General features: G+C 73.1%; 21 protein-coding genes. 8 read left to right on the top strand and 13 right to left on the bottom strand.

All coding sequences use genetic code 11. The features are described from left to right. Positions 1–165 precede the first annotated feature (165 nt). The 3 genes from ACZ3ZE_RS33570 to ACZ3ZE_RS33560 form a co-directional block, all read right to left on the bottom strand. Positions 166–1,116 carry a transglycosylase family protein gene (locus ACZ3ZE_RS33570; protein ID WP_467261766.1) on the bottom strand — a complete coding sequence of 317 codons (951 nt, stop codon included), beginning with the start codon at positions 1,114–1,116 and terminating at the stop codon, positions 166–168. A gap of 205 nt (positions 1,117–1,321) precedes the next feature. Next, entirely contained in the window at positions 1,322–2,599 is a 1,278-nt protein-coding gene (locus tag ACZ3ZE_RS33565; RefSeq protein WP_361171965.1) for a cytochrome P450 family protein, read from the bottom strand. A gap of 173 nt (positions 2,600–2,772) precedes the next feature. Then, positions 2,773–6,399: a LamG-like jellyroll fold domain-containing protein gene (locus ACZ3ZE_RS33560; protein WP_467261764.1), complete on the bottom strand. Its 3,627-nt coding sequence runs from the start codon at positions 6,397–6,399 to the stop codon at positions 2,773–2,775. 101 nt (positions 6,400–6,500) lie between these two features. Between ACZ3ZE_RS33560 and ACZ3ZE_RS33555 the strand changes: the two genes are divergently transcribed. Continuing rightward, positions 6,501–7,712 (top strand): globin domain-containing protein, encoded by a 1,212-nt coding sequence (locus ACZ3ZE_RS33555; protein ID WP_467261762.1) that lies wholly within the window; start codon positions 6,501–6,503, stop codon positions 7,710–7,712. A 43-nt stretch (positions 7,713–7,755) separates the two neighbouring features. Here the strand turns inward: ACZ3ZE_RS33555 and ACZ3ZE_RS33550 are convergent, their stop codons facing one another. From ACZ3ZE_RS33550 to ACZ3ZE_RS33535, 4 genes are all read right to left on the bottom strand, one after another. Then, a complete protein-coding gene (locus tag ACZ3ZE_RS33550; RefSeq protein WP_467261760.1) occupies positions 7,756–8,766 on the bottom strand; it encodes a nucleoside triphosphate pyrophosphohydrolase in 1,011 nt (336 codons plus the stop codon). Positions 8,767–8,792: 26 nt separating this feature from the next. Next, the gene (locus tag ACZ3ZE_RS33545; RefSeq protein WP_361171953.1) at positions 8,793–9,431 is read right to left on the bottom strand and encodes a SurA N-terminal domain-containing protein; all 639 of its coding nucleotides are present in this window, start codon (positions 9,429–9,431) and stop codon (positions 8,793–8,795) included. An 81-nt stretch (positions 9,432–9,512) separates the two neighbouring features. After that, positions 9,513–9,950: a GtrA family protein gene (locus tag ACZ3ZE_RS33540; RefSeq protein WP_361624911.1), complete on the bottom strand. Its 438-nt coding sequence runs from the start codon at positions 9,948–9,950 to the stop codon at positions 9,513–9,515. After that, complete coding sequence (locus ACZ3ZE_RS33535) at positions 9,947–10,909, bottom strand: glycosyltransferase family 2 protein (protein ID WP_361171947.1); 963 nt, start codon at positions 10,907–10,909, stop codon at positions 9,947–9,949. Before ACZ3ZE_RS33535 ends, ACZ3ZE_RS33540 begins: the two co-directional genes overlap by 4 nt. Before the next feature lie 136 nt (positions 10,910–11,045). Here ACZ3ZE_RS33535 and ACZ3ZE_RS33530 point away from each other — a divergent pair, with 136 nt between their 5' ends. The 5 genes from ACZ3ZE_RS33530 to ACZ3ZE_RS33510 all read left to right on the top strand — a co-directional run bounded on the left by ACZ3ZE_RS33530 (position 11,046) and on the right by ACZ3ZE_RS33510 (position 15,647). Next, positions 11,046–13,448 (top strand): YfhO family protein, encoded by a 2,403-nt coding sequence (locus ACZ3ZE_RS33530; protein ID WP_467261758.1) that lies wholly within the window; start codon positions 11,046–11,048, stop codon positions 13,446–13,448. A 49-nt stretch (positions 13,449–13,497) separates the two neighbouring features. Beyond that, positions 13,498–14,109 (top strand): DUF6232 family protein, encoded by a 612-nt coding sequence (locus ACZ3ZE_RS33525; protein WP_361171941.1) that lies wholly within the window; start codon positions 13,498–13,500, stop codon positions 14,107–14,109. Then, positions 14,106–14,456: a hypothetical protein gene (locus ACZ3ZE_RS33520; protein WP_467261756.1), complete on the top strand. Its 351-nt coding sequence runs from the start codon at positions 14,106–14,108 to the stop codon at positions 14,454–14,456. Before ACZ3ZE_RS33525 ends, ACZ3ZE_RS33520 begins: the two co-directional genes overlap by 4 nt. A gap of 200 nt (positions 14,457–14,656) precedes the next feature. Continuing rightward, positions 14,657–15,307 (top strand): dihydrofolate reductase family protein, encoded by a 651-nt coding sequence (locus tag ACZ3ZE_RS33515; RefSeq protein WP_361171935.1) that lies wholly within the window; start codon positions 14,657–14,659, stop codon positions 15,305–15,307. A gap of 106 nt (positions 15,308–15,413) precedes the next feature. Then, entirely contained in the window at positions 15,414–15,647 is a 234-nt protein-coding gene (locus ACZ3ZE_RS33510) for a hypothetical protein (RefSeq protein WP_361171932.1), read from the top strand. A 67-nt stretch (positions 15,648–15,714) separates the two neighbouring features. Here ACZ3ZE_RS33510 and ACZ3ZE_RS33505 read toward each other — a convergent pair whose 3' ends face one another. The 4 genes from ACZ3ZE_RS33505 to ACZ3ZE_RS33490 all read right to left on the bottom strand — a co-directional run bounded on the left by ACZ3ZE_RS33505 (position 15,715) and on the right by ACZ3ZE_RS33490 (position 20,680). Next, positions 15,715–16,101: an LppU/SCO3897 family protein gene (locus ACZ3ZE_RS33505; RefSeq protein WP_361171929.1), complete on the bottom strand. Its 387-nt coding sequence runs from the start codon at positions 16,099–16,101 to the stop codon at positions 15,715–15,717. A gap of 127 nt (positions 16,102–16,228) precedes the next feature. Then, positions 16,229–17,761, bottom strand: a complete 1,533-nt coding sequence (locus tag ACZ3ZE_RS33500; RefSeq protein ID WP_467261754.1) for a protein kinase domain-containing protein — start codon at positions 17,759–17,761, stop codon at positions 16,229–16,231. After that, complete coding sequence (locus ACZ3ZE_RS33495; protein WP_363290736.1) at positions 17,758–18,378, bottom strand: hypothetical protein; 621 nt, start codon at positions 18,376–18,378, stop codon at positions 17,758–17,760. Before ACZ3ZE_RS33495 ends, ACZ3ZE_RS33500 begins: the two co-directional genes overlap by 4 nt. 67 nt (positions 18,379–18,445) lie before the next feature. Beyond that, entirely contained in the window at positions 18,446–20,680 is a 2,235-nt protein-coding gene (locus tag ACZ3ZE_RS33490) for an N-6 DNA methylase (RefSeq protein WP_467261752.1), read from the bottom strand. Positions 20,681–20,858: 178 nt separating this feature from the next. Between ACZ3ZE_RS33490 and ACZ3ZE_RS33485 the strand changes: the two genes are divergently transcribed. Continuing rightward, a complete protein-coding gene (locus ACZ3ZE_RS33485) occupies positions 20,859–21,656 on the top strand; it encodes a DUF4190 domain-containing protein (RefSeq protein ID WP_361171918.1) in 798 nt (265 codons plus the stop codon). Between the two features lie 85 nt (positions 21,657–21,741). After that, the gene (locus ACZ3ZE_RS33480; RefSeq protein ID WP_467261750.1) at positions 21,742–22,509 is read left to right on the top strand and encodes a hypothetical protein; all 768 of its coding nucleotides are present in this window, start codon (positions 21,742–21,744) and stop codon (positions 22,507–22,509) included. A gap of 113 nt (positions 22,510–22,622) precedes the next feature. Here the strand turns inward: ACZ3ZE_RS33480 and ACZ3ZE_RS33475 are convergent, their stop codons facing one another. After that, positions 22,623–23,366, bottom strand: coding sequence for an N-acetyltransferase (locus ACZ3ZE_RS33475; protein ID WP_467261748.1), 744 nt, complete (start codon positions 23,364–23,366; stop codon positions 22,623–22,625). A gap of 76 nt (positions 23,367–23,442) precedes the next feature. Then, complete coding sequence (locus ACZ3ZE_RS33470; RefSeq protein ID WP_361171909.1) at positions 23,443–24,138, bottom strand: HNH endonuclease family protein; 696 nt, start codon at positions 24,136–24,138, stop codon at positions 23,443–23,445. Positions 24,139–24,247 lie beyond the last annotated feature (109 nt).

Below are 24,247 nucleotides of genomic sequence, written 5' to 3'. Positions count from 1 at the left end.
GTTCAAAGACCATCAACCCGGAAATATCGCCCCTACTTGCTCCCCCGAGAGGGGCGTTTGCGCAGGTGAGGGGCGACACGAGCAAACTTTGCGGACGTGACACGCCAGTTCGGCAAGAGAGACCCATGTCTCACTTACTCATAACGGACATTCAGCTACGAACCACTACGGCGCCGCGACGGGTTCGGCCTTCAACTCAAGGCTCTGACCAGGGATGATGAGGTCCGGGTCGGTGCCGACCGTCTTCTTGTTGGCGTCATAGAGGGCGGCCCAGCCGCCGGGCAGCGCGTTCTGCTGTGCAATGTCCGACAGACTGTCACCCGGCTTGACGGTGTATTCGTCAGCCTTGCCCGAGTTGTCCGCCTTCTCCCCGGCGACCGCGCTCTCCGCCGAGCCCTTACCGTCGGTCACGTCACCCGTCGACCCGTCACCCGGGGCCGCGTGCCGCCCGGATTCGGGCGTGGTGTCTGAGTTGCCCGAATCCTCCGACGCGGCGTCACCGCGGTGCTTGCCCGTACCGGGGGAGGCCGGATCCGTCGTACCGGGCGTACCGGGCATACCGGGCGCGCCCGAGGTGTCCGGCGTGCCGGGCGTGACCGGCGTGCCCGGTGTCGCGGAGCCGTCGGGGCCGGCCGGGGTCGCGGGCGCGGTCGTGGCGCCGCCCGACGGGGCCGTCGGGGTCACGGGCGCGGCCGGGGTGGCCGGGGTCGTGGTGGTCGCCCCGGGGCCGGCCGGGCGGCCGTCGGTCCGGTTGGACTCGGCGACCGGGCCCGTGGACGCCTTGGGCTTGACGGCGGACCCCGGGGAGACCGCGGGCTTCCTGCCGTCGTTCGTCAGGCCGGCGATCGGCGCGCAGGTGGCCCACTGGGTGTCGCCCGCGGCGAGTGCCCTGTCGGCGATGGTGATCTGCTGCGCGCGGCTGGCGAGGTCGGCGCTCGGCGCGTACGCCAGGCCGCCGTGCCGCTCCCAGCTCTCCTGGGTGAACTGGAGACCGCCGTAGAGCCCGTTGCCGAAGTTGGCGCTCCACGCGCCGCCCGACTCGCATTCGGCGACCCGGTCCCAGGTCGGGGCGTCCGCCGCGGAGGCGGAGCCGGTGGCGAGCAACGGCAGGGCCATGGCCGAGCCGGTGACGCCCGCCGCGACAACGAGAGCGGGGGCCTGGCGGGGTCTGCGGTGTCGTCCGTTCCCGGAGCGCATACGGACTGCCTTTCGCGTGGCTGCTGAGATTCCGGTGAACGTAGCGGCATTCGAACGTGAGTCACAAGTCGATGCAGCGGAGATCACGCGAAGATCACATTCCTGACGCCCCGTCAGTTATGCGTCAGTCGTGCGGCCGTTTGTGGGAAGCGCTGAACTCCACCGGAAGCGTGCGCAGGCCACGCATGATCAGCCCACCGCGCCACCGCAGTTCCGCCGGATCGGCCCCAAGTCGCAGGTCCGGCAGGCGAGTCAGGAGCGTCGCCAGCGCCGTCTGGCCCTCCAGGCGCGCCAGCGGAGCCCCCAGGCAGTAGTGGATGCCGTGCCCGTACCCGAGATGCTGGTTGTCACGCCGCGCCAGATCCAGGGTGTCGGGCCCCTCGAACCGCGCCGGGTCGCGGTCGGCGGCGGCCAGCACCACCAGCACCGGGTCGCCGGCCGGGATCTCCTGGCCGCCGATCGTGAGCGCCTGGGTCGCGAACCGCCAGGTCGCCATCTCCACCGGCCCGTCGTACCGCAGCAGCTCCTCGACGCCCGTCTCCAGGAGTCCGGTCTCGCCCGCGGCGATCGAATCCTGGAGGCGCGCCCGCTGGTCCGGGTTGCGCAGCAGCGCGTACACGCCGTTGCCGATGAGGTTGACCGTGGTCTCGAAGCCGGCGAAGAGCAGGATGAAGGCCATGGCGGCGGCCTCGTTCTCGGTGAGGTGCTCGCCGTGGTCGGAGGCCTTGATGAGCCCGGAGATCAGGTCGTCCCCCGGGGCCTCGCGCTTCTTGTGGATCAGTTCGAGCAGGTAGCCGCGCATCTTCTTCACCGAGCGCGCCACCCCGCCGCGCGGCCCGCCGCCGTGCCGGATCATCATCCCGGCCCAGTCCCGGAAGTCGTCCTGGTCCTCGCTCGGCACGCCCAGCAGGTCGCAGATCGCGTAGATGGGGAGCGGGAAGGCGAACTCGTGGATGAGGTCCGCGCTCCCCTTCTCCACGAAGGCGTCGATGAGCCGGTCGGTGAGCTCCTGCACGCGCGGCGCGAACTCCGCGACCCGGCGCGGGGTGAACGCCTTCGAGACGAGCCGCCGCAGCCGGGTGTGGTCCGGCGGGTCGATGTTGAGCAGGTGGGTCATCAGCTCGGCCTTGCGCTCGCCCGGGATGCCCGTCTTGCCCTTGGCGTGCGCCGGCTCGTCGTGGTGCGCCGGGTTCTTGGAGAGCCGCTGGTCGGCGAGCGCCTGCCGCGCGTCCGCGTACCGGGTCACCAGCCAGGCCTCCACCCCGCTGGGCAGCTTCGCCCGGTGCACCGGCGCGTGCTCGCGCAGCCAGGCGTAGGCGGGGTACGGATCGGTGGCGAACTCCCAGGTGAAGAGCTCGGGAGCGGGGGGCGGAACGGAAGCGGCGGGGGGCTCGTCGGGCATGCTCCCGACACTAACCCCCCGCCCGGACGGGCACGCGTCCCGCCCGTCCGGGCGGGACGCGTGCCCGTCCGCCACCTCCGGGCGTGCCCCCTCTTACAGGCCGGGTGTACCCCCCTTCCTTACAGGCCGGGTGTACCCCCCTTCCTTACAGGCGGGCGTACACCCCCCTTCTCCTACAAGCGGGCGTACACCCCCTTCGCCGTCAGCTGGTCGAAGGCCAGCCGGACCACGGTGGCGCTGTCGACCGGGAGCGGCCCGCCCACGGTGGTGATCTCCGCGTCCGTCAGGGAGCGCCGGATCAGCGTGAACTCGTCCAGCGAGCCCGTCAGCCGGTCCTTGTCCGCCCCCACGCTGTCGGGGCGCGCCCCGAGCTGGAGGCCGCGCACGTCGAAGCCGTCCTCGGAGGTCACGGCACCGGCGACGGCGCCGCTCGCGACGGACTGGAGGGCGGTGCCGTCGCCGACCGACAGGGTCAGCGTGCCGCCCTGCCGGCGCAGGACGACGTGCCGCCAGGTGTTGTCGCCGAAGACGGTCCCGGCCGGGGCCGCCGCCTCCAGGCTGGTGATGCCCCGGTCGGTCTGGAAGTGGGCGACGACCTTGTTCTCCTGGGAGAGGGCGCGGATCCACAGCTGGCGTTCCGCGGTGCCGGTCCCGTACGCCCAGACGAGCACCGGGCTGGTGTTGTCGGCCTGCCGGAAGCGGACCCAGGTCGCCAGGGTGAAGTCGCCGGAGCCGAGTGCCCGGTCCTCCCCGTAGGGGAGCTCCACGGTGCCGGTCTTCCCGTCGAGGTCGAGGGCGCGGCCGAATTTCGCGCCGGTGTCGGTGACGGTGGCGCCGGGGCGCACGACGCCGTGGCCGCAGTGCCGGGAGGCGTCGGGGGTGGCGCGGGCGGCCGGGTCGTCGGCGGGCCGGGTCACCAGGTGCTGTTCGGTGTTGTTGCCCTCCATGGTCCACCAGACGTACGGGTCGCGCGGGGCGCTGGATCCGCCGACGGCCGTGCTGTAGAGGCCGGTCTCCTCGGTCGCCGTCAGGGCCCGCTTGTAGTAGCGGAAGTCGTCGAGCTCGCCGGTGAGGACGTCGGTGCCGGTGGGCTTGGAGCCGACGCGGAAGCCCTCGGGGGCGGCGATGCCGTCCGTGAAGGAGCCGGTCAGGCCCTCGGCGGTGGTGGGGGTGCCGTTGTCGACGCGCAGGGTGACGGTGGTCGCCGCGGCGTCCGGGGTGGCCTTCTTGCGGGTCAGGGTCAGCAGGTGCCAGGCGTTGTCGCCGAAGGCGACGCGGTCGGTCCTCGTGTCGATGACGTCGAGCGGGACGGAGGCGCCGGCGGTCTCCAGGCGGGCGGTCAGGCGGTCGGCGGACGGCTTGGCCCGTACCCACAGGGAGGGCTTGCCGGAGGTGGACCCGTAGGCCCAGAGCAGGGCGGCGTCCTGCGGGTTGGCCGTGGAGTCGTAGCGGAACCAGAGGGCGAAGGTGAACTCGCCCGTGCCGTTGTCGGCGGCGGGGACGTAGGGCACCTCCACGCCCGGGAGGTTCGGGCCGACGGCGAGGGCGCCGCCGCCGATGCGGCCCTTGACGACCGCGCTCTCGGTGCTGGTGGTGCCGAGCACGGTGCCGTCGGCGCAGTGGCCGGAGACGTCGTCCTGGATGCGGGTGTTCACCAGGGCGACCGGGTCGGCGGTGTCGACGACCTCGAAGGGGAGGTGGGCCCTGAGCGCGGCCGGGGCCACGTCCTCGGGCCTCGCCCCGCGCAGGGCGTCCCGGTCCTGGTCCGAGAGGACCGTGCCGTACAGCCGGAACTCGTCGAGGGTGCCGGTGAACCCGTCGGTGGTGTCGGTGCCCGGCTTGTCGCCGAGGCGGATGCCGGCCGGGTCGGCGGTGCGTGCCGGGGCGAGCCGTCCGACGTCGGTGCGGGTGTCCTGGGCGGCGAGGCCGTCGACCCGGAGGGTGACGGCGGCGCCCTGGCGGGTGAGGACCAGGTGGTGCCAGAGCCCGTCGCCGAAGGCCTTCGCGGTCGGGTGCGCGGGCGCCTTGAGGGTCAGCGTCACGTGCTGCCCGCTGTCGCCCTCGACCCGGGCCATGACCTGGTCGTTCTGCGGCTGCACCCGGACCCACACCTGCGGGCGGGGGTCGCCGACCCCGTACGCCCACAGCAGGGTCTGCTGCGGGGTGGCGGCGGTGGCGTCGTACCGGAAGAAGAGGGAGTACGTGACGTCCCCGGCGCCCGGGTCGAGTTCGGGCGCGTAGGGGAGGTCGGCGGAGCCGTTGGCGCCGCCGTCCAGCTTGAGGCCCTGCCCGAAGCCGCGGGTGCCGAACTGGGCGCCCGGGGCGAGTGTGGCGCCGCTGCCGAGGTAGGCGTCGTCGGTCTGGACGGTCGTGTCGGGGCTGGTGCGGCCGGCGGCCGGGGAGGTCTGCGGCAGCGCGGTGCCCCGGGCGGCGAAGGTGCCGGGGATGTCCAGCTCGCCGACCGTGAAGCGGGTGAAGTAGATGTGCTCGGCCGAGAAGGACTGGCCGCCCTCGTGGACCATGCCGATCTCGCCGGCGGACAGCTCGGCGAGGTCGGAGTAGCCGGCCCGGTCCCCGAGCGCCTTGGCGACCTGCCCGCCGGGGGCGTCCTGCCAGCTCTCGCCGCGGTCGTCGGAGTAGCGGATCCGCATGCCCTGGCGCAGCGTCATGTGCGAGGGCGTCGACATGAGGAGCAGGTCGCCGGGGCGGCCGCGGTAGGTCTGGCGGGGTGCCAGCAGGCCCACCTGCACGTCGGGCCCCTTGAACCCCTTGGTCAGCCCCAGCTTGGGCACCATGAGGGCGCCGGTGGTGTCATCGACGGCGCGGGTGTGGGTGCGGTGGCCCTCCACCTGGGTGGCGTCGGTCGCGCTGACCCGTACGTCGTAGGGGCTGCGGGCGCTGACGTAGAGCTGGCCGCCGGGCAGCTCGGCCACCACCGGCTCGCCGGGCTTGGCGACGGGGGTGTCCGCCGTGGCGCCGGGCGGCAGGGCGGGCAGGTCTTTGGCGCGCTGGAAGGAGTTCTCGGTGCCGCTCGCGGTCCAGGTCTGGCCGTGGTCGTCGCTGTAGAGGACGCCGGCCCGCTGGTCCTCGGCCCCGGCGGTGTCGCTCGCGGTCTCGTAGGCGCCGACGACCAGGCGTCCGGCGTGCGGGCCCTCCTGGATCTGGATGCCGTGCGAGGGGCCGGTGCCGAACCACTTCTTGCCGCTCGCCGTCAGGCGCGGGATGGCCCGCGGGGCGCCGAAGCTCAGGCCGTCGTCGTCGCTGCGCTGCACCCAGGACATGCGCGTGCTGACCGGGGTGGAGGTCTCGGAGTTGGAGAGGAGGAGGACGCCGCCGTCCTGGTCGGCGACCGGCGAGGGGTTGCCGCGCACGTGCGGCGCGTCCGGGTCGGTCTCGGTGCCGGAGAGGACGACCCGGACCGGGGACCAGGTGCGTCCGTCGTTGGTGGAGCGGCGCATCACGATGTCGATGGGACCGCGGTCCGCGCACGAGGGGGAGGTGCGGCCCTCGGCGAAGGCGAGCAGCGTGCCCTTGGCCGTCTTCACCAGGGTCGGGATGCGGAAGCAGCCGTAGCCGGCGGTTCCGGAGCGGAAGAGGATCTGCTGGGTGCCGAGGTCGCCGTCGGTGGATATGCGGGTGCCGCTCGCGGCGGCGGGCGCGGCGGCGCCGAGGCCGAGCGCGGGCACCATGGGGAGGAGGGCCGCGAGGGCGGCGAGGGAGACCGGCCAGGCCCCCGGGCGGCGTCCGCCGCTTTGTCGCCGGACCTCTCGTTTGCCATGTCCATTGCGGAATCGGTTCATGATCGAGAACCTAGACGCGCGCCCCCTGTGGAAGCCGATATTCCGCCTGCGGCCCCGAGGTTGTGATCGTCACGTGACGCCCCGTGGCCTAGATTCACCCCGTGGATGCCCAGTTGCTCAGAAGCACGTTCGCGGTCGTCGAGAGACGCGCCGAGCACGCCGTCACGTTCTTCTACTCGCACCTCTTCTGGAACAACCCGGGCCTGCGCGCGCTCTTCCCCCAGGACCTGGGCCCCCAGCGCGACCGCCTCTTCGCCGCCCTCACCCACGTGGTGACCCACCTGGAGGAGCCGCGGCTCGCCCACTACCTGCGGGAACTGGGCCGCGACCACCGCAAGTTCCTCGCCGCCCCCGCGCTCTACTCCGCCGTCGGCACCAGCCTGCTCGCCGCCTTCGCGCACGCCTCGGGACCCGCCTGGACGATCGAGGCCGAGAAGGCCTGGACCGAGGCGTACGGGCGGGTCGCCGAGCTGATGACGGCCGGCGCCGAGGCCTCCGAGAAGGAGGGGCAGCCGGCCTGGTGGGACGCCGACGTCGTCGGCCACGAGCGGTACGGGGACGACCTGGCCCTGCTGACCCTGCGGCCCCGCCGCCCCTACCCGTACCTCCCCGGGCAGTACGTCAGCGTCAGCACCCTCCACGTGCCCCGGGTCTGGCGCACCTACTCCCTCGCCAACGCGCCCCGCCCCGACGGCACCCTCGAACTCCACGTCAGCCGGGTCACGGGCGGCCTGATGAGCACCGCCCTCACCGAGCTGCTGCGGGTCGGCGAGACCGTGCGGCTCAGCAGCCCCGGCGGCGCGCTCACCGCCCGCACCCCGCCCGGCAAGCCCCGCACCTACATCGCCGCGGGCACCGGCTGGGCCCCCGTACGGGCCCTCTTGGAGGAGGCCGCCGAGGACGAACCCGAGCTGGAGGGGCGCCTGTTCGTCGTCGCCCGCGCCAAGGAGTACCTGTACGGGAAACCGGACGCCGAGCGGTTCCGCGCGCTCATACCCGGCCTGCACGTCACCTACATCACCGCCGCGCCCCGCCGCCCCCGCGACCAGGCCACCGAGCGCCTGGTCCAGGCCCTGCGGGCGGCCGTCCACTGGCCCGCCCACGACGTCTACCTCGCCGGCCCGCCCGGCTTCCTCGCCGAGGTCGCCGGGGAACTGGAGGAGCTGGGCACCGACCCGGTGCGCGTCTTCCACGACACGCTCCCGGCCGCGGGCCGCTTCACCAAGCGCCCCAGGACCCGCGCGGAGTGGCTGATCGAACCGCCCCCGCTGCACTGGCACAACCCGGAGGCCCGGGCCCCGCGCGAGGCCTGAACCCGCCGCGGACACCCCGCCGGTCGGGCCGGGATCGCCACCCCTACTCGGTGCCGACGCCCTCGTCGATGCCCTCGCCGGTGCCCTCGCCGACGCCCTCCGCCTCGCGGATCGCGTCCCGGTAGAGCCGGCCGGCCGCCCGCAGCGCCGCCTCCGGATCGACCCCGGCGGCCTCCGCCCGTACCGCCAGCGCGAGCAGCTCGTACCCGATGCCGTCCCCCGTGGGCGGGGCGACGCCGAGCCCGGCCGTGCGCACCCGGCCCGCCAGCTTCGCGGCCAGCGCGAGGCCCGGCTGCCCGAGCGGCACGCCGTCGGTCACGGACTCCCGCCGCTTCTCGGCGGCCTTGGTCCGCAGCCAGTGCTCCTTGACCTCCTCCGGCGTCTCGGCCGTCGCGTCGCCGAAGACGTGCGGATGCCGGTGGATCAGCTTCTCCACGATCGTCCCGGCCACGTCGTCGACGGAGAACGCCTCCTCGGCGTCCTCCTCCGCGATCCGGGCGTGGAAGACCACCTGGAGCAGCACGTCGCCCAGCTCCTCGCGCAGCGCCTCCCGGTCACCGTCCTCGATGGCCTCGACCAGCTCGTACGCCTCCTCGATCGCGTACTTCGCCAGCCCCTCGTGCGTCTGCCGCGAGGACCACGGGCACTCTCGCCGGATGCGGTCCATGACCTGCACGAGGTCGAGCAGGCGGGCCCCCGGGAGGTCGTACGAGCCGGGCAGCAGCTCCAGGTCGGGCATGGCGACGCGGCCGGAGCCGGCGAGCCGGGCGAGGCCGTCGGTCAGCGCCGCGTCCCCCTCCCCCGACGGCAGCACGAGGACGGTCCGGCCCCCGGCGCACGTCTCGACCAGCTCCTGGGCCGTGGGCCGCAGGAGTTCGACGTCGATCCCGGCCTCGCGCAGGTACGGCAGCTGGGGGTGGCCGGCGTCGGGGCACAGCACCCGGTCGGCCGCGCGCAGCGCCTGCCAGGCGGGCCAGGACAGCAGCCCGGGCGCGACGCGGTGGCTGGCGGTGAGCAGGACGATGCGGCCGGGGTCAGGGTTCTGGGCGTTCACCCTTCGAACCTACCCCGGCCCACGGCTCACAGGTTCTGCTCGGGCGCCTTGCTGATCTGCCGCACCCACGGCGCGGTGTAGGCACCGAGCTGGATCTTGTCGTCGTCCCAGCTCCCGAAGCGCGGGTTGACGTCGATCCGCAGCGCCTTGGAGGCCTGCCCGAAGGCCTCGGTGAGCTTCTTCTGGCCCTCGGGGGTGTCGGTGGCGCCCAGCTTCTCGGCGATCTTGTTCATGAGGACGGCCCGCCGGGCGACGTCGTCGATCTGGTCGGGTGCGACGCCCTGCTGCTGGAGCAGGACGGCCGCCATCTGCTGCTCGCCGCCGCTCTGGCGGGCGAAGTCGCCGCGGGCCTTCTGGATCTCCCCGCGGCTCGCGGTGACCCCGTTGTCCGCGGCGACCTTGTCGACGACCCGGTCGAAGATGATGCCGTGCAGCTTGCGCCGGCTGAGGTCGCCGGTCTCCTTGATCAGCTGCGCGGACTGGGGCGAGGCCTGCTGGGCGGCCCGCACGTCCTCGACCTGCGCCTGCAGGCTGGAGACCTCGATCCGCTGCCCGCCGACGACGGCCGCCGCCCCGGGATGGGCGTCACTGCCGCAGGCGGTGAGCAGGGGGGCCGCGGCGAGCAGGGCGACGGCGGAGACGGAGAGCGCGGTGCGGCGGTGCAAAGGAGCCTCCCGGCGTGGGTCGTGCGTCAGTGGGACGACCGTGCGGTGATCGATGTTAGGCAGTCGCCGTGGCCCGGGCCACTACTTGGAAGCGACTGTTTCGGTCAACGACTCACGTGTTCGGGTGGTGTCGGGTCCCAGCATGATCGTCCGGGAGAGCAGGAAGGTGACCGGAATGGCGGCGGCCGCCGCCAGCAGCGGCGCGTAGGTGCTGTCGACGGACAGCAGGTCCACCAGGACGTAGACGCCGGCGGTCGTGATGACGAAGTTGGCGGCGTTGGTCAGCGGGAAGAGGAGGAACTTCCGCCAGGTCGGGCGGGTCCGGTAGGTGAAGTACGAGGTGAGGAAGAACGAGCCGACCATGGAGAGCGCGAACGCCAGGACGTGGGCGGCGAGATACGGGAGCCGGAGCCCGAGGAGCAGGTAGAGGCCGTAGTACGTGCCGGTGTTGACGGCGCCGACCAGGGCGAAGCGCACCACCTGCCCGAGGACGGCGGTGCGGGTGGTCGGCTGCGTCATCGGCGCAGGAGCTCCTTGTCACGGGTGCGCTGGGCGGGGACGGCCGCGTTGGTGGCCTTCACCAGGTAGTGCGGGCGCCGCTTCACCTCGTAGTAGATGCGTCCGACGTACTCGCCGACAAGCCCCAGCATCACCATCTGCACGCCCGCGAGCGCCGTGACCGTGACGAGGAGGGTGACATAGCCGGGGGTGTCCACCCCGTTCACCAGGGCGACACCGACGATCCAGGCGGCGTACGCGAAAGCCACCGCGACCAGCGTCATTCCGAGATAGACGGCGGCCCGCAGCGGCTTGTTGTTGAACGAGATCAGACCGTCGAGGCCGTAGTTCAACAGCTTTCCGAAGGTCCATTTCGAACGCCCGTCCTCACGCACCGCATTCTCGTACGCGAAGGTAGTCGTCCGGAATCCGACCCAGGAGAAGATCCCCTTCGAGAACCGGTTGTATTCGGTCAGTTCGAGAATCGAGTCGACCGTACGGCGGGAAAGCAGCCGGAAGTCGCCGACACCGTCGACCAGCTCGACGTCCACCAGCCGGTTGATCGCCCAGTAGTAGGCGCGGGCGGTGAGGGTGCGGGTGACCCGGTCGCCGGTGCGGGTGCGCCGGGCGATGACCTGGTCGTACCCCTCGCCGTGCAGGGCCACCATGCGGTGCACGAGCTCCGGCGGATGCTGGAGGTCTGCGTCCATGATGACGACGGCGTCGCCGCCCGCGTGCTGGAGACCGGCCAGCATCGCGGCCTCCTTGCCGAAGTTGCGGCTGAAGGAGACATAGCGCGCCCGGGGATCGCCTGCGGCGATCTCCTCCAGGAGCGGCAGCGTACGGTCACGGCTTCCGTCGTCCACGTAGACGATCTCGAATTCTCCGTCGAAACGGGAGAGTTCCTTCGTCACATGGTCGTGGAAGCGACCGATGATCTCTTCTTCGTTGAAGCACGGGACCACGATCGAGAGCAGCACGCACGCCACGACAACGGGTGCGGATGTCGGCGCCGGATTCGACCGGTGACGGGGAGGCGACCATTGAATGAACTGACCTTCCCGTACACCGGTTTCACACCTTCACGCCCGTTCTCGCTGCCATATTCGACACACGATGAAGATCCGGATCCCGCGGGCCGCCGGGCTCGCCGCACTGCTCACCGTGCTCGCCGTGTGCGCGGGGGACGCCGTCGCGACCACCTTCCCGTTCGGCCGGCACCGGCGCGGCGTCAACGACCTGGCCAACCAGTTCCTGCCGTTCCACGCGCACCTGTGGGACCTGCTGCACGGGCGGGCCGACGGCGGGCTGCTCCTGAACTGGCAGTCCGGCTGGGGCACCAGCTTCCTCCCCGACCTCGGCACCTATCTGACGAGCCCGTTCGCCCCGCTCGTCGCCCTCTTCCCGCGCGCGGACCTCGCGTACGCGCTGTACGGGATCACCGTCCTGAAGATGGCGGCCGCCGCGGCGGCGATGGCGTGGACGCTGCCGCGGATCCGCCCCGGCGCGTGGTGGGCGGCGGGCCTGCTGGGCGCCGCGTACGGGCTGTGCGGCTGGGCGCTCCTGGAGGCCGTCTACAACCCCATGTGGATGGACGGCCTGATCGCCTTCCCGCTGCTGTGCCTGGTGGGCGTGTGGGTACGGGAGGGGCGGCGGCCGCTGCTCGGGACGCTCGTCGTGGCGGCCTGCTGGACCGCGAACTTCTACACCGCCTACATGGCGACGATCGGCGCCGCCCTCGTCCTGCTGGTCATGGCGCCGCACTGGCGGGTGCTGCTGCGGGGCGCGGTGACCGTGCTCCTCGGGGTCGGGCTCAGCGCGCCCCTGCTGCTGCCGGTCTTCCTCGGCACCCGGCACGCCTATCCGGGCGTCGTACGGGACTTCGCCGCGGCGGACGGGACGGACCTCGCCGCCCGTCTGATGCCCGCCACCTACGGCTTCTCCACCCCGGCCCTCTTCGTCTTCACCGCGGTCCCGGTCCTCGCCGCCTCCCTGCTCTTCCGCCGCGACGCGCGCGCGGTGTGGCGGTGGCCCGCCCTGGCCACGGGGGTCGCCCTCTCCCTCCAGTGGGGCCCGACCCACCTGGTGTGGCACGTCTTCGCCACCCCGAACGGCAGCCCCTACCGCCAGACCTTCGTCCTGACCGGGGTCCTCGTGCTCGCCGCCTGGCAGGCCGTCGCCGACGGGCTCCCGGAGCGGCGGGCGCTGCTCGGCGGCACGGGTCTGGTCGTCCTCCTGGGCCTGGGCGCCCTGGGCTCCACGCAGGCGACCGGCTGGGGCTGGGCCCTGTTCGCGGCGGGCCTCGCGGCGCCCCTGCTGGTACGCCGCGGGCGGCCCGCCGTCCTCGTCCTGGCCGCCGTCCTCGTCGCGCAGGCCGCCGCCACCACGGCCTGGGGCGACAAGGAGCGGCTCGCCCGCCTCGACGACTACCCGGCCTGGAGCGCCACCGACACCCGCAGGGCCGCCGCGCTCGCCGACGCCGACGGCTGGCCCGCGTACCGCACCGACTCCGGCCGCCCGCAGGTCACCGGCAACGAGCCGATGCTCCTCGGCGGCCAGGGCGGCGCCTACTACAGCAGCCTCACCCCCGACGTGCTGACCCGCACCATGCGGGACCTCGGCGTCGGCTGGACCTCCCGGGGGCGCAACCTCCAGAGCCTCGACAACCCCGTGACCGACGCCCTGTTCGCGGTCGGCGCCCGCTGGCGCGACGGCGCCGTGGTTCGTACGGGCCCGACGGCACCCCTCGTGACGGTACGGCCGCCGGGGCCGCCGCCCGCCTACGGCCGCTCCCCCTTCCGCAACCAGGAACTCCTCCTCGGCGCCCGCGTCTACGAACCCCCGGCCCCCGGCGGCGCCTGCCGCACCGGCACCGAGACCTTCCTCTGGGCGCCCGACTTCACCGGCACCGCCCGCCTCGGCGACCGCACGGTGAAGCTGCGCGGACAGCTCCAGAAGTGGCGGGCCACCCTGACCTCCCTGGGCGCCCCCGCGCAGCCCACGGTGCCGGCCCTCACCGGCCGCGGCCACCACGGCGAACTCGCCTGCCTGGACCGCACCCGCCTGGCCACCGCCGTGGCCGCCCTCCGCGCCACCGCCCCCACCACGACGACCGTCACCGCCGACGGCTTTCACGCCACCCTCCGCCCCGGCACCCGGGGCACCGTCATCCTCGCCGCCCCGCGCATCGCGGGCTGGACGTGCGAGGGCCGCCCGGCCGACACGTACGGCGGTCTGGTCGCGGTCCGTGCCGACGGCCGCACCTCGGTGACCTGCTCGTTCCGCCCCCCGGGCCTGCGCGCCGGGCTGGGCGCGGCCGGGGCGGCGGCACTCCTGCTCGCGCCGTGGGTGACGTGGACGACGCTCAGGACGCGAGCTGCGGCGCGCGGGCCACTGCCGCTGCCGTCGGCTCCTTCGTCGACGGATTCGCCGACGCCGCATCCGACTCCGACGCCGACTCCGACGCCGTCCAGAATTGGCCGTTTCTCGTCTGCCGTACGGGGCCCGACAGGCGCTTAATGGGGCTCCCGCGCGACGGCGGGTGAGGGACGAGTGCACGGGGGAGCACATGGACACCACAGGCAACTTCGGCCCGCCGCCGCCACGCAACCCGCCGCCCGGACCGCCGCCGTCGACGCCTCCCGACGAGTCGCCGTCGGCGTTCCCGCCGGTGCCGCGCGGGGGCGCCGTCCTGGAGATCGCGGTCAGGCGCCGGATGCTGTGGGTGGGCTCGGCGGCCTTCCCGCTGCACAACATCAGCCGGGTCGAGGCCTTCAAGCTCAAGCCCGACCGGGGCGCCGCCTTCATCCGCTTCCTGAAGTGGCTGGCGGTCGTCGCCGCCGTCTATGTGGCGTTCAACGTGATGAACGGCGGCGACACGAGCCTCGCGGACGACACGAGTCCCGTGCTGGTGATCGTCGTGGTCGTCCTGATCATCGTCCTGATCAAGGAGCTGGCCGAGGCGTCGAAGCCGATCCTCGCCGTGGAGACGGCCGGCGGCTCCCTGGCGCTCGTGACCCTGCCGAGCGTGGACCAGCTGCGGGGGATCGCCGGGCAGATCGTGCACGCGATCGACCACCCGGAGGCCGAGTTCACCGCGTACGTGCACCAGTTGAACAACTACAACGGCCCGGTCATCAACCAGAACGGCACGGGGAACACGGGGACGATCAGGCGATGAACGAACCGACGCACCACACGACCTACCACGGGCCCGTCATCAACCAGAACGGCGACCAGAACACCGGAACCATCCACTACGGCACCGCCGGCGCCACCCAGGACGCCGAACTCCGCTCCGCGGTGGAGGCGCTGACCGCGGAGCTCCGCCGCATCAGCGCCCACCTCACCCCGGACCAGGCCCAGACCGTCGAGGAGACCCTGCCCGTACTGGCCCTGGACCGCGCCGAGATGGCCCAGCGCGGCCTCACCCTGGCCCGGCTCGGCCAGATCGCGGCCGTGGTCGGCCCGATGGCCCAGCCGGTCTCGGACGCGCTGGGACGGCTGCTCGGGCTCCTGGGCCCGTAGGTCCAAGGGAGGGGCACCGCACCACCTGGTGCGCCTTCCGCTTCGCCTGGTACTTCTCGTACCGCCCGGATCGCGGGCGCGATTCCGGCTGGCCATCCAGGTGACGTACCACTGTCGATTCCGACACGCCCCGTTCGACGTACGGGTGTGGGGCGCTTCGCCGCACGAGGATGCGACAGCACCCGATGGAGGAGGAGACCATGGAACAGCTGCTGAGAGTCATGAACTTCAACGTCTCGCGCGACGGGATCGGCGCCGGTCCCGATGAGGCCCAGAGCCTGGAGAATCCGTTCGGCCTGCCGCACGCCGAGCGCCTGTTCGCGTGGGCCGGTGCCACCGCGAGCTGGCCCATGCGCGCGGACGCCGGCGGGAGCCGGGGGCTCGACGACTACTTCACGCGGGACTTCGCCCGCGACATCGGCGCCGAGATCATGGGCCGCAACAAGTTCGGCCCCCAGCGCGGGCCGTGGCAGGACCACGAGTGGCAGGGCTGGTGGGGTGACGAGCCGCCGTTCCACACACCGGTGTTCGTCATGACCCACCACGAGCGCCCTTCGATCACGCTCTCCGACACCACGTTCCACTTCGTCGGCGGCGACCCGGCCGACGTCCTCGACCAGGCCCGGAAGGCGGCCGACGGCAAGGACGTGCGCCTGGGCGGCGGCGTCAGCACCGTCCGGCAGTTCCTCGACGCCGACCTCGTCGACACGCTGCACATCGCGGTCGCGCCGGTGGACCTCGGCTCCGGGATCCGGCTCTGGGAATCGCCCGAGGAGCTCACGGACCGCTTCCACCTGGAGGTCGTGCCCAGCGCGAGCGGGGTGGTGCACCACCTGTTCTGGCGGAGGTGAGGCGGCGCATCCCTCCGGGCCGCCCCTCGTTGGGCACGCCGTACGAGTCGTAGCAGTCGTGCCCGGCGGGCGGTCGTGTCCGTCGGGGCTCTCGGAAGGCGGACCCATGAAGTCCAGGATCATCGGTGGCGTGCTGTTGGCGGGGGCCATGGCCCTCGGTTCTGCCGGGGTGGCCTCGGCCGACGGCCCCGGTGACGGTGACGCCCCGGCGCCCCGCCCCGCGTCGGCGGGCGACCTGCCGGCCGCGCCCGGCTCGACGGCGCAGAGCGCGCCCGCCCTCGGCGAGATCCCCCTGTCGGGCAACCAGCTGTCGCCGCTCGGCATGCTGCTCGGCGGCTGAGAACGGGCGCCACGCGAAGAGGGGCCGGTCCTGGTGGACCGGCCCCTCTCGCGCGCGTGGTGCGCGATTACTTCTTCACGGCGTCCAGGCAGAGCACGAACTTGTCCGACTCCAGCTGCTGGGCCAGCGCGGAGAGCTGGTCGCCGCACTTGTTCAGGTCGAAGGTGTCGTCGTACACCTTGACGACCTTGAACAGGTCGGCCTTGCCGGAGTCGCACGGCTGGCTGTCGACCTTGGGGTCGTTTTCGGGACCCGTCACGGTCACGCACTCCCCCGCCTTCGCGTGCACGGGCGCGTCACCGGTGAGGTACGGGAGACCCAGCTTCACGGCGAGACCCACCACGAGGAGGACCACGAAGCCACCGATCTTCTTCAGCGCGCCGCCCTTCTTCTGGGGGGCGGGCGCCTGAGCGGGCGCGGCGGCGAACGGGTCGGACGGCGGAGGCGTGGTCATGGGGGAATCCTTGAACGGCGTGGACATGATCGAACGCGCACGTTACAGACCGCAAAACAGCCATAACGGACCTCTTCCATCCGTTTCCCAATCAGATACGGAGTCGTGATCCTGCCGTCCCGTCAGATCACAGCCGGGGGTCGACGGCCTGCTGCCGTTCCAGCGCCCGCCGCAGCTCCGCCGCCAGCGGGTGGTAGGCCCCGTACACCCGCTCCGCGTCGAAGAGCAGCGCCTGCAACTGCGCGCGGCCTGGCCCGTGCTCCCCCCGGGCGAGCAGCAGAAGCCCGATCCGGTGCCGGATGTCGAAGGCGCGGGCCTGCTGGTCGGGAGTGGTGCCGTGCTCGAAGTACGGCAGGAGGGCGCGGTACTCGGCGAGCGCGGCCGACGGGTCGCCGAGCTGCTCCAGGCACTGGGCCGCGTCATAACGGAATTGAAGGGTCTGCGGATCCGCCGGGCCCGCCTCGGCCGCGCGGTCCTCCGCGAGGCGGCGCAGCTCGGGCAGGGCGCGGCGGTACTGGCCGTCGTCCATCAGCGTCGACGCGTACTGCTTGCGCAGGATGCGCACGACCGGCGAGTGCTCGCCGTGCTCCGCCGCCGCCGCCGGGAGGATGCCGCCGAGCATGTCCACGGCCTGCGTCAGCGAGCCCTCGCCGAGCAGCCGCTTCACCTCGTCGACGGCCGCGGCCACGTCCGGCTTCGAGGGGGCGGGCGGCCCGGGCGGCGGGGGCGAGGCGGCCTGCACCGCCTGGTCGGGCCAGGGGGCGTGCGGGCGGCGGAACGGGCGGGTCGGGTCGAGCGGCCCCGCCGGTCCGGGCGCGCCGCGCGGCGGCAGGAGCGGCAGCAGGTGCTCGTACACCTCCTGCGCGCCCGAGGGGCGGGCCAGCGGGTCCTTGGCGAGCAGCCGCAGCACCAGCGCCTCCAGGACCTCGGGCACCTCGGGCCGGATCCTGCGGACCGGGACGGGCGCCTCGTACAGGTGCCGGTGGAGCACGCCGAGGGCGGTCGAGCCGGCGAAGGGCACGTTGCCGCTGAGGAGTTCGTGGAGGAGAACGCCGAGCGCGTACAGGTCGGTGTACGGGCCGACGGCGCCGCCCATCGCCTGCTCGGGCGCCATGTAGGCGGGGCTGCCGATGGGCGAGCCGGTGTGGGTGAGGCGGGTGGTGTCGGTGTCGAGGACGGAGGCGACGCCCAGGTCGAGCACGATGACGGTGCCGTCGGGGCGGACCATCACGTTCCGCGGCTTGAGGTCGCGGTGCACGATCGGCACCGCGTGCACGGCCGCGAGCACCGCGCACAGCTGCGCGGCGACGGAGACCGCCCACGGCCACGGGTACGGGTCCTGCTCGGCGAGGTGGTCGGCGAGGTCGGCGCCCTCCACGTACTGCATGACCAGGTACAGGTCGTCGCCGTCGCTGCCCGCGTCGTGGACGGTGACGAGCCCGGGGTGCCCGACCTGGGCGGTGACCCGGCACTCGCGCACGAAGCGGCGGCGCAGCTCCTGGGCGGCGGTCGCCGGGCCGCTGATGGCGGCGGGGCTGAGCAGCTTCACCGCGACCCGGCGGTCCAGCCGGCCGTCGTACGCCGTCCAGACCTGGCCCATGCCGCCCTGGCCGATCAGCGTGGACAGCTCGTAGCGCCCGCCGATGACCCGCCCGTTCACCGCCCGCCTTCCCGGGGGTCCTTGTCCTTGCGCAGGAGGTCGCTGAGCTCGTCGAGCTCGGCGCGGACCTGGTCGATGCGGGGGCTCGCCGCGGGGGGCGTCGGGGGTGTGACGGGCTGGGGGCGGGACGGCTGGGGTTGCGCTTGGGGCTGGGGCTGGGGGTAGCCGTAGGGCGGCTGCGGCTGGTGGTACCGGAGTTGCTGGGGCTGCGGCTGGGCCTGCTGGTGCTGGGGGACCGTCGCCGCGTACGGGTTGTACGGCGGCGGCAGGACCGCCGCGCGCCCGGCGAGGTGGTCGTGGCGGATGTCGACGACGAGGAAGTACGCCGTGAACGCGACCGCGTTGAGCAGGATCATCCCCACGACCCAGTCGGCCCGGCTCGTGTTCTCGTCCTCCGGCATGAGCACGATCCCGGCGATGACGACGGCGACGGCGGCCCCGAGCAGGATCCAGTCGACGACCCGGCGGGTGAGCAGCGCGATCCGCAGGGCCGTCGCCCAGGTCAGGAAGCCGATGCTGAGCAGCGGGAGCACCGCGAAGAGCACCCGCAGCACGATGACCGACGCCGGAACACCGCGCTGCGGCGGCCCGGACTGCGGATGGCCGTGGCCGTACATTCCTGCTCCTGGTCACCTGAATGGCTCTGTTGTCGAGGACGAGCGTATACAAGCGGGGGCCGGGCCGTCAGGGAGCCACGGTGCCGTCCGCGAGCCCGTCGTACATCCCCTGCACCAGCTGCTCGCCGAGCCGTCCCGCCGTCCGCAGCGCCTCCTCGAACTCCGCCAGGGCGCGGAACCGCTCCCCGTACCGCTGCTGTTCCGCGAGCGGCAGCCGGGGCAGCTGGAGGCGGCGGACGTCGAGCCGGGTGGCGGTCGAGGCGTACGAGCTGGCCTGCCGGTTGTTGGCGGTGGCGCGCAGGAAGCCGGCCAGGAACCAGGGGTCGAGGGCGGCCGGGTCGGGGCGCAGCAGGTGCACGTTGCGGCCGAGGGCGGCGCCGGCGGTCGCCGGGTCGACGACCCGGGTGACGGAGCCGCCGCCGAGCACGGGGACGACGACGTCCCCGGCGGCGAGGAGCACGGGCTCCTCCCCCGGGCCTTCGGCCGGGGCCTCGGGCAGCGTGCCGGAGGGCGCCTGGCCCGCGAGGACGTCGGTGTCGGTGAGGACGGCGACGGGGGCGCCGGGTGCGGCCGTCCCGGCGCCTCCCGCGCGGAGCGTGAGGGCGCCCGCGCGGGCGAACTCGCCGACCGTCGTCGCGGGCCACCGGAGGCCGCCGGGGGTGGGCCCCACGGCGGGCGGCGGGGTCAGCTCACGGGTGCGGCGCAGGGTCTCGGTGAGCCGCTCGCGCACCCCGGACAGCTGCGCGGCGCCCTCGGCGGCGGCCGGCGGCGGGAGATGGCGGGCGGGGGTCAGGTCGACGTCGTCGTCGAGGAGTTCGACGACCGGCACGCCCCGGCTCTCGCCGGGCGTCTCGGCCAGGGCGCCGTCCCGGTCGAAGGGCCGCCAGGCGTCGAGGACCGCGGTCTCCACGGCGGGCCAGTCGAGCCGGTCGCGGCCCGTGGAGGCGCCCGCGGTGTGGTCCGGCGCGGTGTCGACGAGCAGCAGCTCGGCGGGCGGCCGTTCGCCGGGGACCGGCCTGCGCAGCACCCACAGGTGCAGCGGGATGCCGTACGGGGGTGCCGCGCCGGCCGGCAGGGCGACGACGGCCCGCAGGGCGCCGCGGCGCAGCAGGTCGGCGCGGATGCGGCGGCCGGAGCGGCGGGACGCGGCGGCGGGCGGCATGAGCAGGACGGCGGTGCCGCCGGGGCGCAGGCGGGCGAGGGCGTGCTGCACCCAGGCCAGTTCGGACTCCGTACGGGCCGGGAAGCCGTACTCCCAGCGGGGGTCGTAGGCCAGCTCGTCGTGGCCCCAGTTGCGCTCGTTGAACGGCGGGTGGCACAGCACGGCGTCGGCGGTGAGCGCCGGGAAGGCGTCGGCGCGCAGGGTGTCCCCCGCGAGGACGCGCACGTCGGCGTCGCCGGAGAGCGCCAGGCGCAGGGCGGTCAGCGCGGCCAGGTCGGGGTCGGCGTCCTGACCGTGGAGAGCGCGGGGCGCGGGCCGGCCGGGCGCGGGGTCGCCGGGGGAAGGGTCGCCGGGGGAAGGGGCCCCAGGGGAAGGAGCGCCGGGGGAAGGAGCGCCGGGGGAAGGGGCCCCGGTGGCGGGGTCGCCGACGGCGGGCAGGGCGGCGGCGAGCAGGGCGCCGGTGCCGCACGCGGGGTCGAGGACGGTGGCCGCGGGCCCGGCGAGCGCCGCCATGAGGGCGGCGGGGCCGGGCGGGGTGAGCGTGTACTGGCGCGGGTTGGCGTCGAGGTGACGGCCGAGGAGGAACTCGAAGGTGTCGCGGGCGCCGGGGGCCGCGGCGCCGGGTGCGTCCGCGGCGGTGGCGGCGTCCGCGGCCGTGGCGGTGGCGGCGAGTTCGACGACACCGCGCAGGAGGGGGACGGACGGGGCGAGTTCGGTGACCGAGGGGGTGCGGACGGCCCGTTCGGCGCCGAGGCGCTCGGTCAGCGTCTCCTCCAGCGGGACCGGGAGCACCTCCGCGAGCCGCTCGTCGGGCACGGCGGCCAGCGCCGGCCACGCCGCCCGCCGGTCCCGTACGAGGAGGAGCGCGCAGCCCGCGTGGACGAGGGCGGTGACGGCCCCCGCCGGGTGACCGGCGACGAGCTGCCAGACGCGCTCGCGCAGCGGCACCTCGGCCAGCTTGCCCTGGTCGCGCAGCCACTCCTCGACGTCGGAGAGGGCGAAGGACGGGCTGGTCTCCGTACCGCCGACGGGCTTGGGGAAGTCGGCGTGGCGGCGGCGCCAGTTGCTGACGGCCGCCCGGCCGACCCCCGCGAGACGGGCGATCCCCGCGGCGGTCACCTCTGCTGCGCTGTCGGGCACCTGCCTCAACTCCCCTCATTGGCGTGTGTGTGACGCCGATCTTACTGACGAACACCGTCGACACCACTTCACAGCGTGAGTCGATCCGTTTCCTGTGAACCGTGTTGACTCGGTTCACAGTCTCTGTTGTTATTGATCCATCGCGCCAGACAAACTCACTGTCCGGGAGGACACACCCATGTCGCACGACACGCAGCTCCCGCACGCCCCGAACCCGGCGGCCCTGCGCAACGGACTGGGCACCGCGGCCCTGATCCTCGGCATCATCGGCACGCTCTCCGGGCTCATCCCGCTGTTCTTCTGGCTGGCCGGCATCCTCGGCCTGATCGCGCTGATCCTCGGCCTGGTCGGCAGGGGCCGCGTGAAGCGCGGCGAGGCGAGCAACAAGGGTGTGGCTCTGACCGGCGCGATCCTCGGCCTCGCGGCCCTGATCCTCTCGGTGGTCGGCGCGGTCATCACCTTCACCGCCGTCAGCGACGCGGTGGACGAGATCGACAAGGCGATCAAGGACTCCGCCCCGAAGGACCCGACGTCCAAGAGCCCGGCGGGCAAGGGCGACGCGGCCGGCAAGGCCGACAAGGACAAGCCGCTCGCGGCCGGCGACACCGTCGTCTACGACGACGACCTGAAGGTCACCGTGACCGAGGCGAAGACGTACAAGCCCAGCGAGTTCGCGGCCGGCCACACCGACGGCAACAAGGCGTACCAGGTCACCGTCACCATCGAGAACGGCGGCAAGAAGAAGTTCGACACCGCTCTGGTGACGCTCCAGGCCCGCGCGGGCAAGGACGGCGCCACCGCCGAGCAGCTCTTCGACGAGAAGGTCGGCACCGGCTTCAGCGGCACGGTCCTGCCCGGCAAGAAGGCCACCGCCACCTTCGCCTTCGACGCCCCCGCCGCCGCGAAGGACCTCACGGTCGAGGTCGGCCCCGGCCTGGACTACAACGCCTCGCAGTGGGACCTGAAGATCGGCTGACCCGACCCACCACCCGACACCTCCACCCCCCGCACCCCCCGCGCCCCCGCATCACGTACGCCCCGATCCCCCTCGGAGAACCACCATGCCTGCCACCGTCCGCCTCCGCCGCGCCGCCCTCACCGCGACCCTGTGCGCCGCCGTCGCGCTCGGCGCGACCGCCTGCGGCCCCTTCTCCGGCGGCACGAACGACGACGCCAAGCCCGCCGGCCCCTTCGGGGACCTGAGTGGCCCCCAGATCGTCAACAAGGCGATCGGCGCGACGAAGACGGCGGACTCGCTCACCCTCGACGTCGCCCTGAAGACCACCGACGGCCCGGTCAAGGCCTACCTCGCGACCGACGTGCGGGGCCGCTGCGCCGGCACGATGACGCTCGGCGCGACGGGCACCGCCGAGCTGATCAAGCCGGACGCCAAGGCCGTCTACATGCGCTTCGACGAGGCGTTCCTGAAGGAGCAGGCGAAGGGCGAGTCCGCCGAGGTCCAGGCGGCGGTGCTCAAGGAGCTCAAGGGCCGCTGGCTGAAGACCGACGCCAAGGACCCCGACGCGAAGGAGAGCCTGGCCCTGTGCGACCTGAAGTCGCTGCTCTCCGAGTTCGAGCAGGGCGCCAACCTCGCGGTCAAGGGCAAGGAGACCACGGTCGGCGGCAAGAAGGCGCTGACGCTCACGCAGGCCTTCGACTCCGAGAAGACCACGCTCTACGTGGCCACGGAGGGCAAGCCGTACCTGCTGAAGATCGTGACGGCGGGCGGCAAGGAGCCCGGCACGATCTCCTTCTCCGACTACGACAAGCCGGTCGAGGCGAAGACGCCGCCGGCGAAGGACGTGGTGGACGAGAAGCAGCTCGGCTGACGGACCGGGGGCCCGGGGGCCCGGGGGTCCGGGGGAACGAAGAAGGCGTGAAGGCCACCGCAGGGGAGCGGCCTTCACGCCTTTCGTCGTGTTCCGTCGACATACCGGACGGATCAGAGCTGGTGCCGCACCCACACGTTGGGCTCGACGTACACCGCATAGCCCCGGGAGGCCTCGCAGTGCACCGGCACCAGGGCGCCTTCCAGCTCGACGGGGCCGTCGGTGTCGAAGGGCAGGCCCGTCCACTGCCGCCACTGCTCGACGGCGGCGCCGATCGTCATCGAGGCCGGGGCGACCCTGTCGACCGTGCCGCCCGCGCGGACGTGGACGCGCAGCCACGGGTCGACCGGGAGCCCGTCCTCGCGGGTGCGGAAGGCGTACTCGTGCATGGCCGCCTCCGCCTCCTTGTGCTTGCCGTTGGGGCGCACGGGGGCGACCAGCTCGGAGAAGCCGAGGCGGCGGGCGTTGTCGCGCATGGCGGCCAGCATGCGGTGCGAGAGACCGTTGCCGAGCGCGCTCGTGTCCACGGTCACCTCGATCGCGCTGACCGTGTCGGGCGTCCGCCCGTGCCGGAGGTCGGAGAACGCCCACATCAGGACCTGGTCCCAGCCGGTGCCGGGCAGTTCGCCACGGCCCTTGGCCTGGAGCTGGAACGGCACGCTGAAGGCGCGGGCCACGACCTTGCCGTCGGAGTCGGTGGCGACGAGGACGTACTCGGAGAACGCGGTGACGATCTGCCCCATGTTCGCCCAGCCGACCGGGTCGTACATCATGAACTCCGGCCAGAGGTCCTTCATCTGCCACAAGGCCCCTTCGAGTTCGGGGCGTTCGGCGAGGGTCGTGATGTTCAGGTCCATGACGGGAGGTTAACGGGCGTTCCCTCCATGGAAGAAACGATTTTTCCATGTCACCGCCCTGCCGCCCCCACAGGCCTCACGGCAGCCGCTGCTCCGGGCACGCCGCCAGCACCCGCTTCATCGCGTCCCGCTCCCCCGCCGTCACCCACACCCCGTACTTCTTCTTCACGGCGATCTGCCGGGCGACGTACGTGCAGCGGTACGCCTTGTTCGGCGGCAGCCAGGTCGCGGCGTCGCCGTCCGACTTGCGCCGGTTGGTGGCCGAGTCGACCGCGAGCAGGTTGAGCGGATCGTTGGCGAAACGCAGCCGGGTGCCGGAGTCCCACTTCTGCGCCCCCTTCTGCCAGGCGTCCGAGAGAGCCACGACATGGTCGATGTCGACCTTGCTGCGCCCGCGCACGTAGGCGATGGAACCCCCGGTGTACGGGTCGTCCTTCAGCGTCCCGGAGGCGACCTTGCACCTGCCGTCGGTGAAGCGGACGCCGGACAGGTCGCGCTGGAGTATGTCGTCACGGGTGCCACAGCCGTTGCGGTCGACATCGACCCAGGCGCGCCCGAACTTCTCCCGCTCGTAACCGGTCCTGGGCGCCCGCCCCTTCACCGCGAGCGCGTCCACGGCGGCGAGCGCGGTGCCGCCGGCGGCCGGCTTCGAGGACGCGCCGGTGCCACCCCCGGACGCGTCGGCGCCGGTGAGGGGGGCGCAGGCGGCGTTGACGAGCAGGGCGAGGGCGGCGAGGGCCGAGGCGATGAGGGTCTTTTGATACGTCAGCACCAGAAGATCCTATTTGATACTGGATCATGGATATTGGATCCAATGTCCATGATCCAGAATCCATGATCCGGTGTCCGTGATCCGTGATCCCTCATCCGTGATCCGGTAT

It is taken from the genome of Streptomyces sp. NPDC023157, from assembly GCF_055560575.1.
This window is presented reverse-complemented; position numbering and strand designations above follow the sequence as displayed.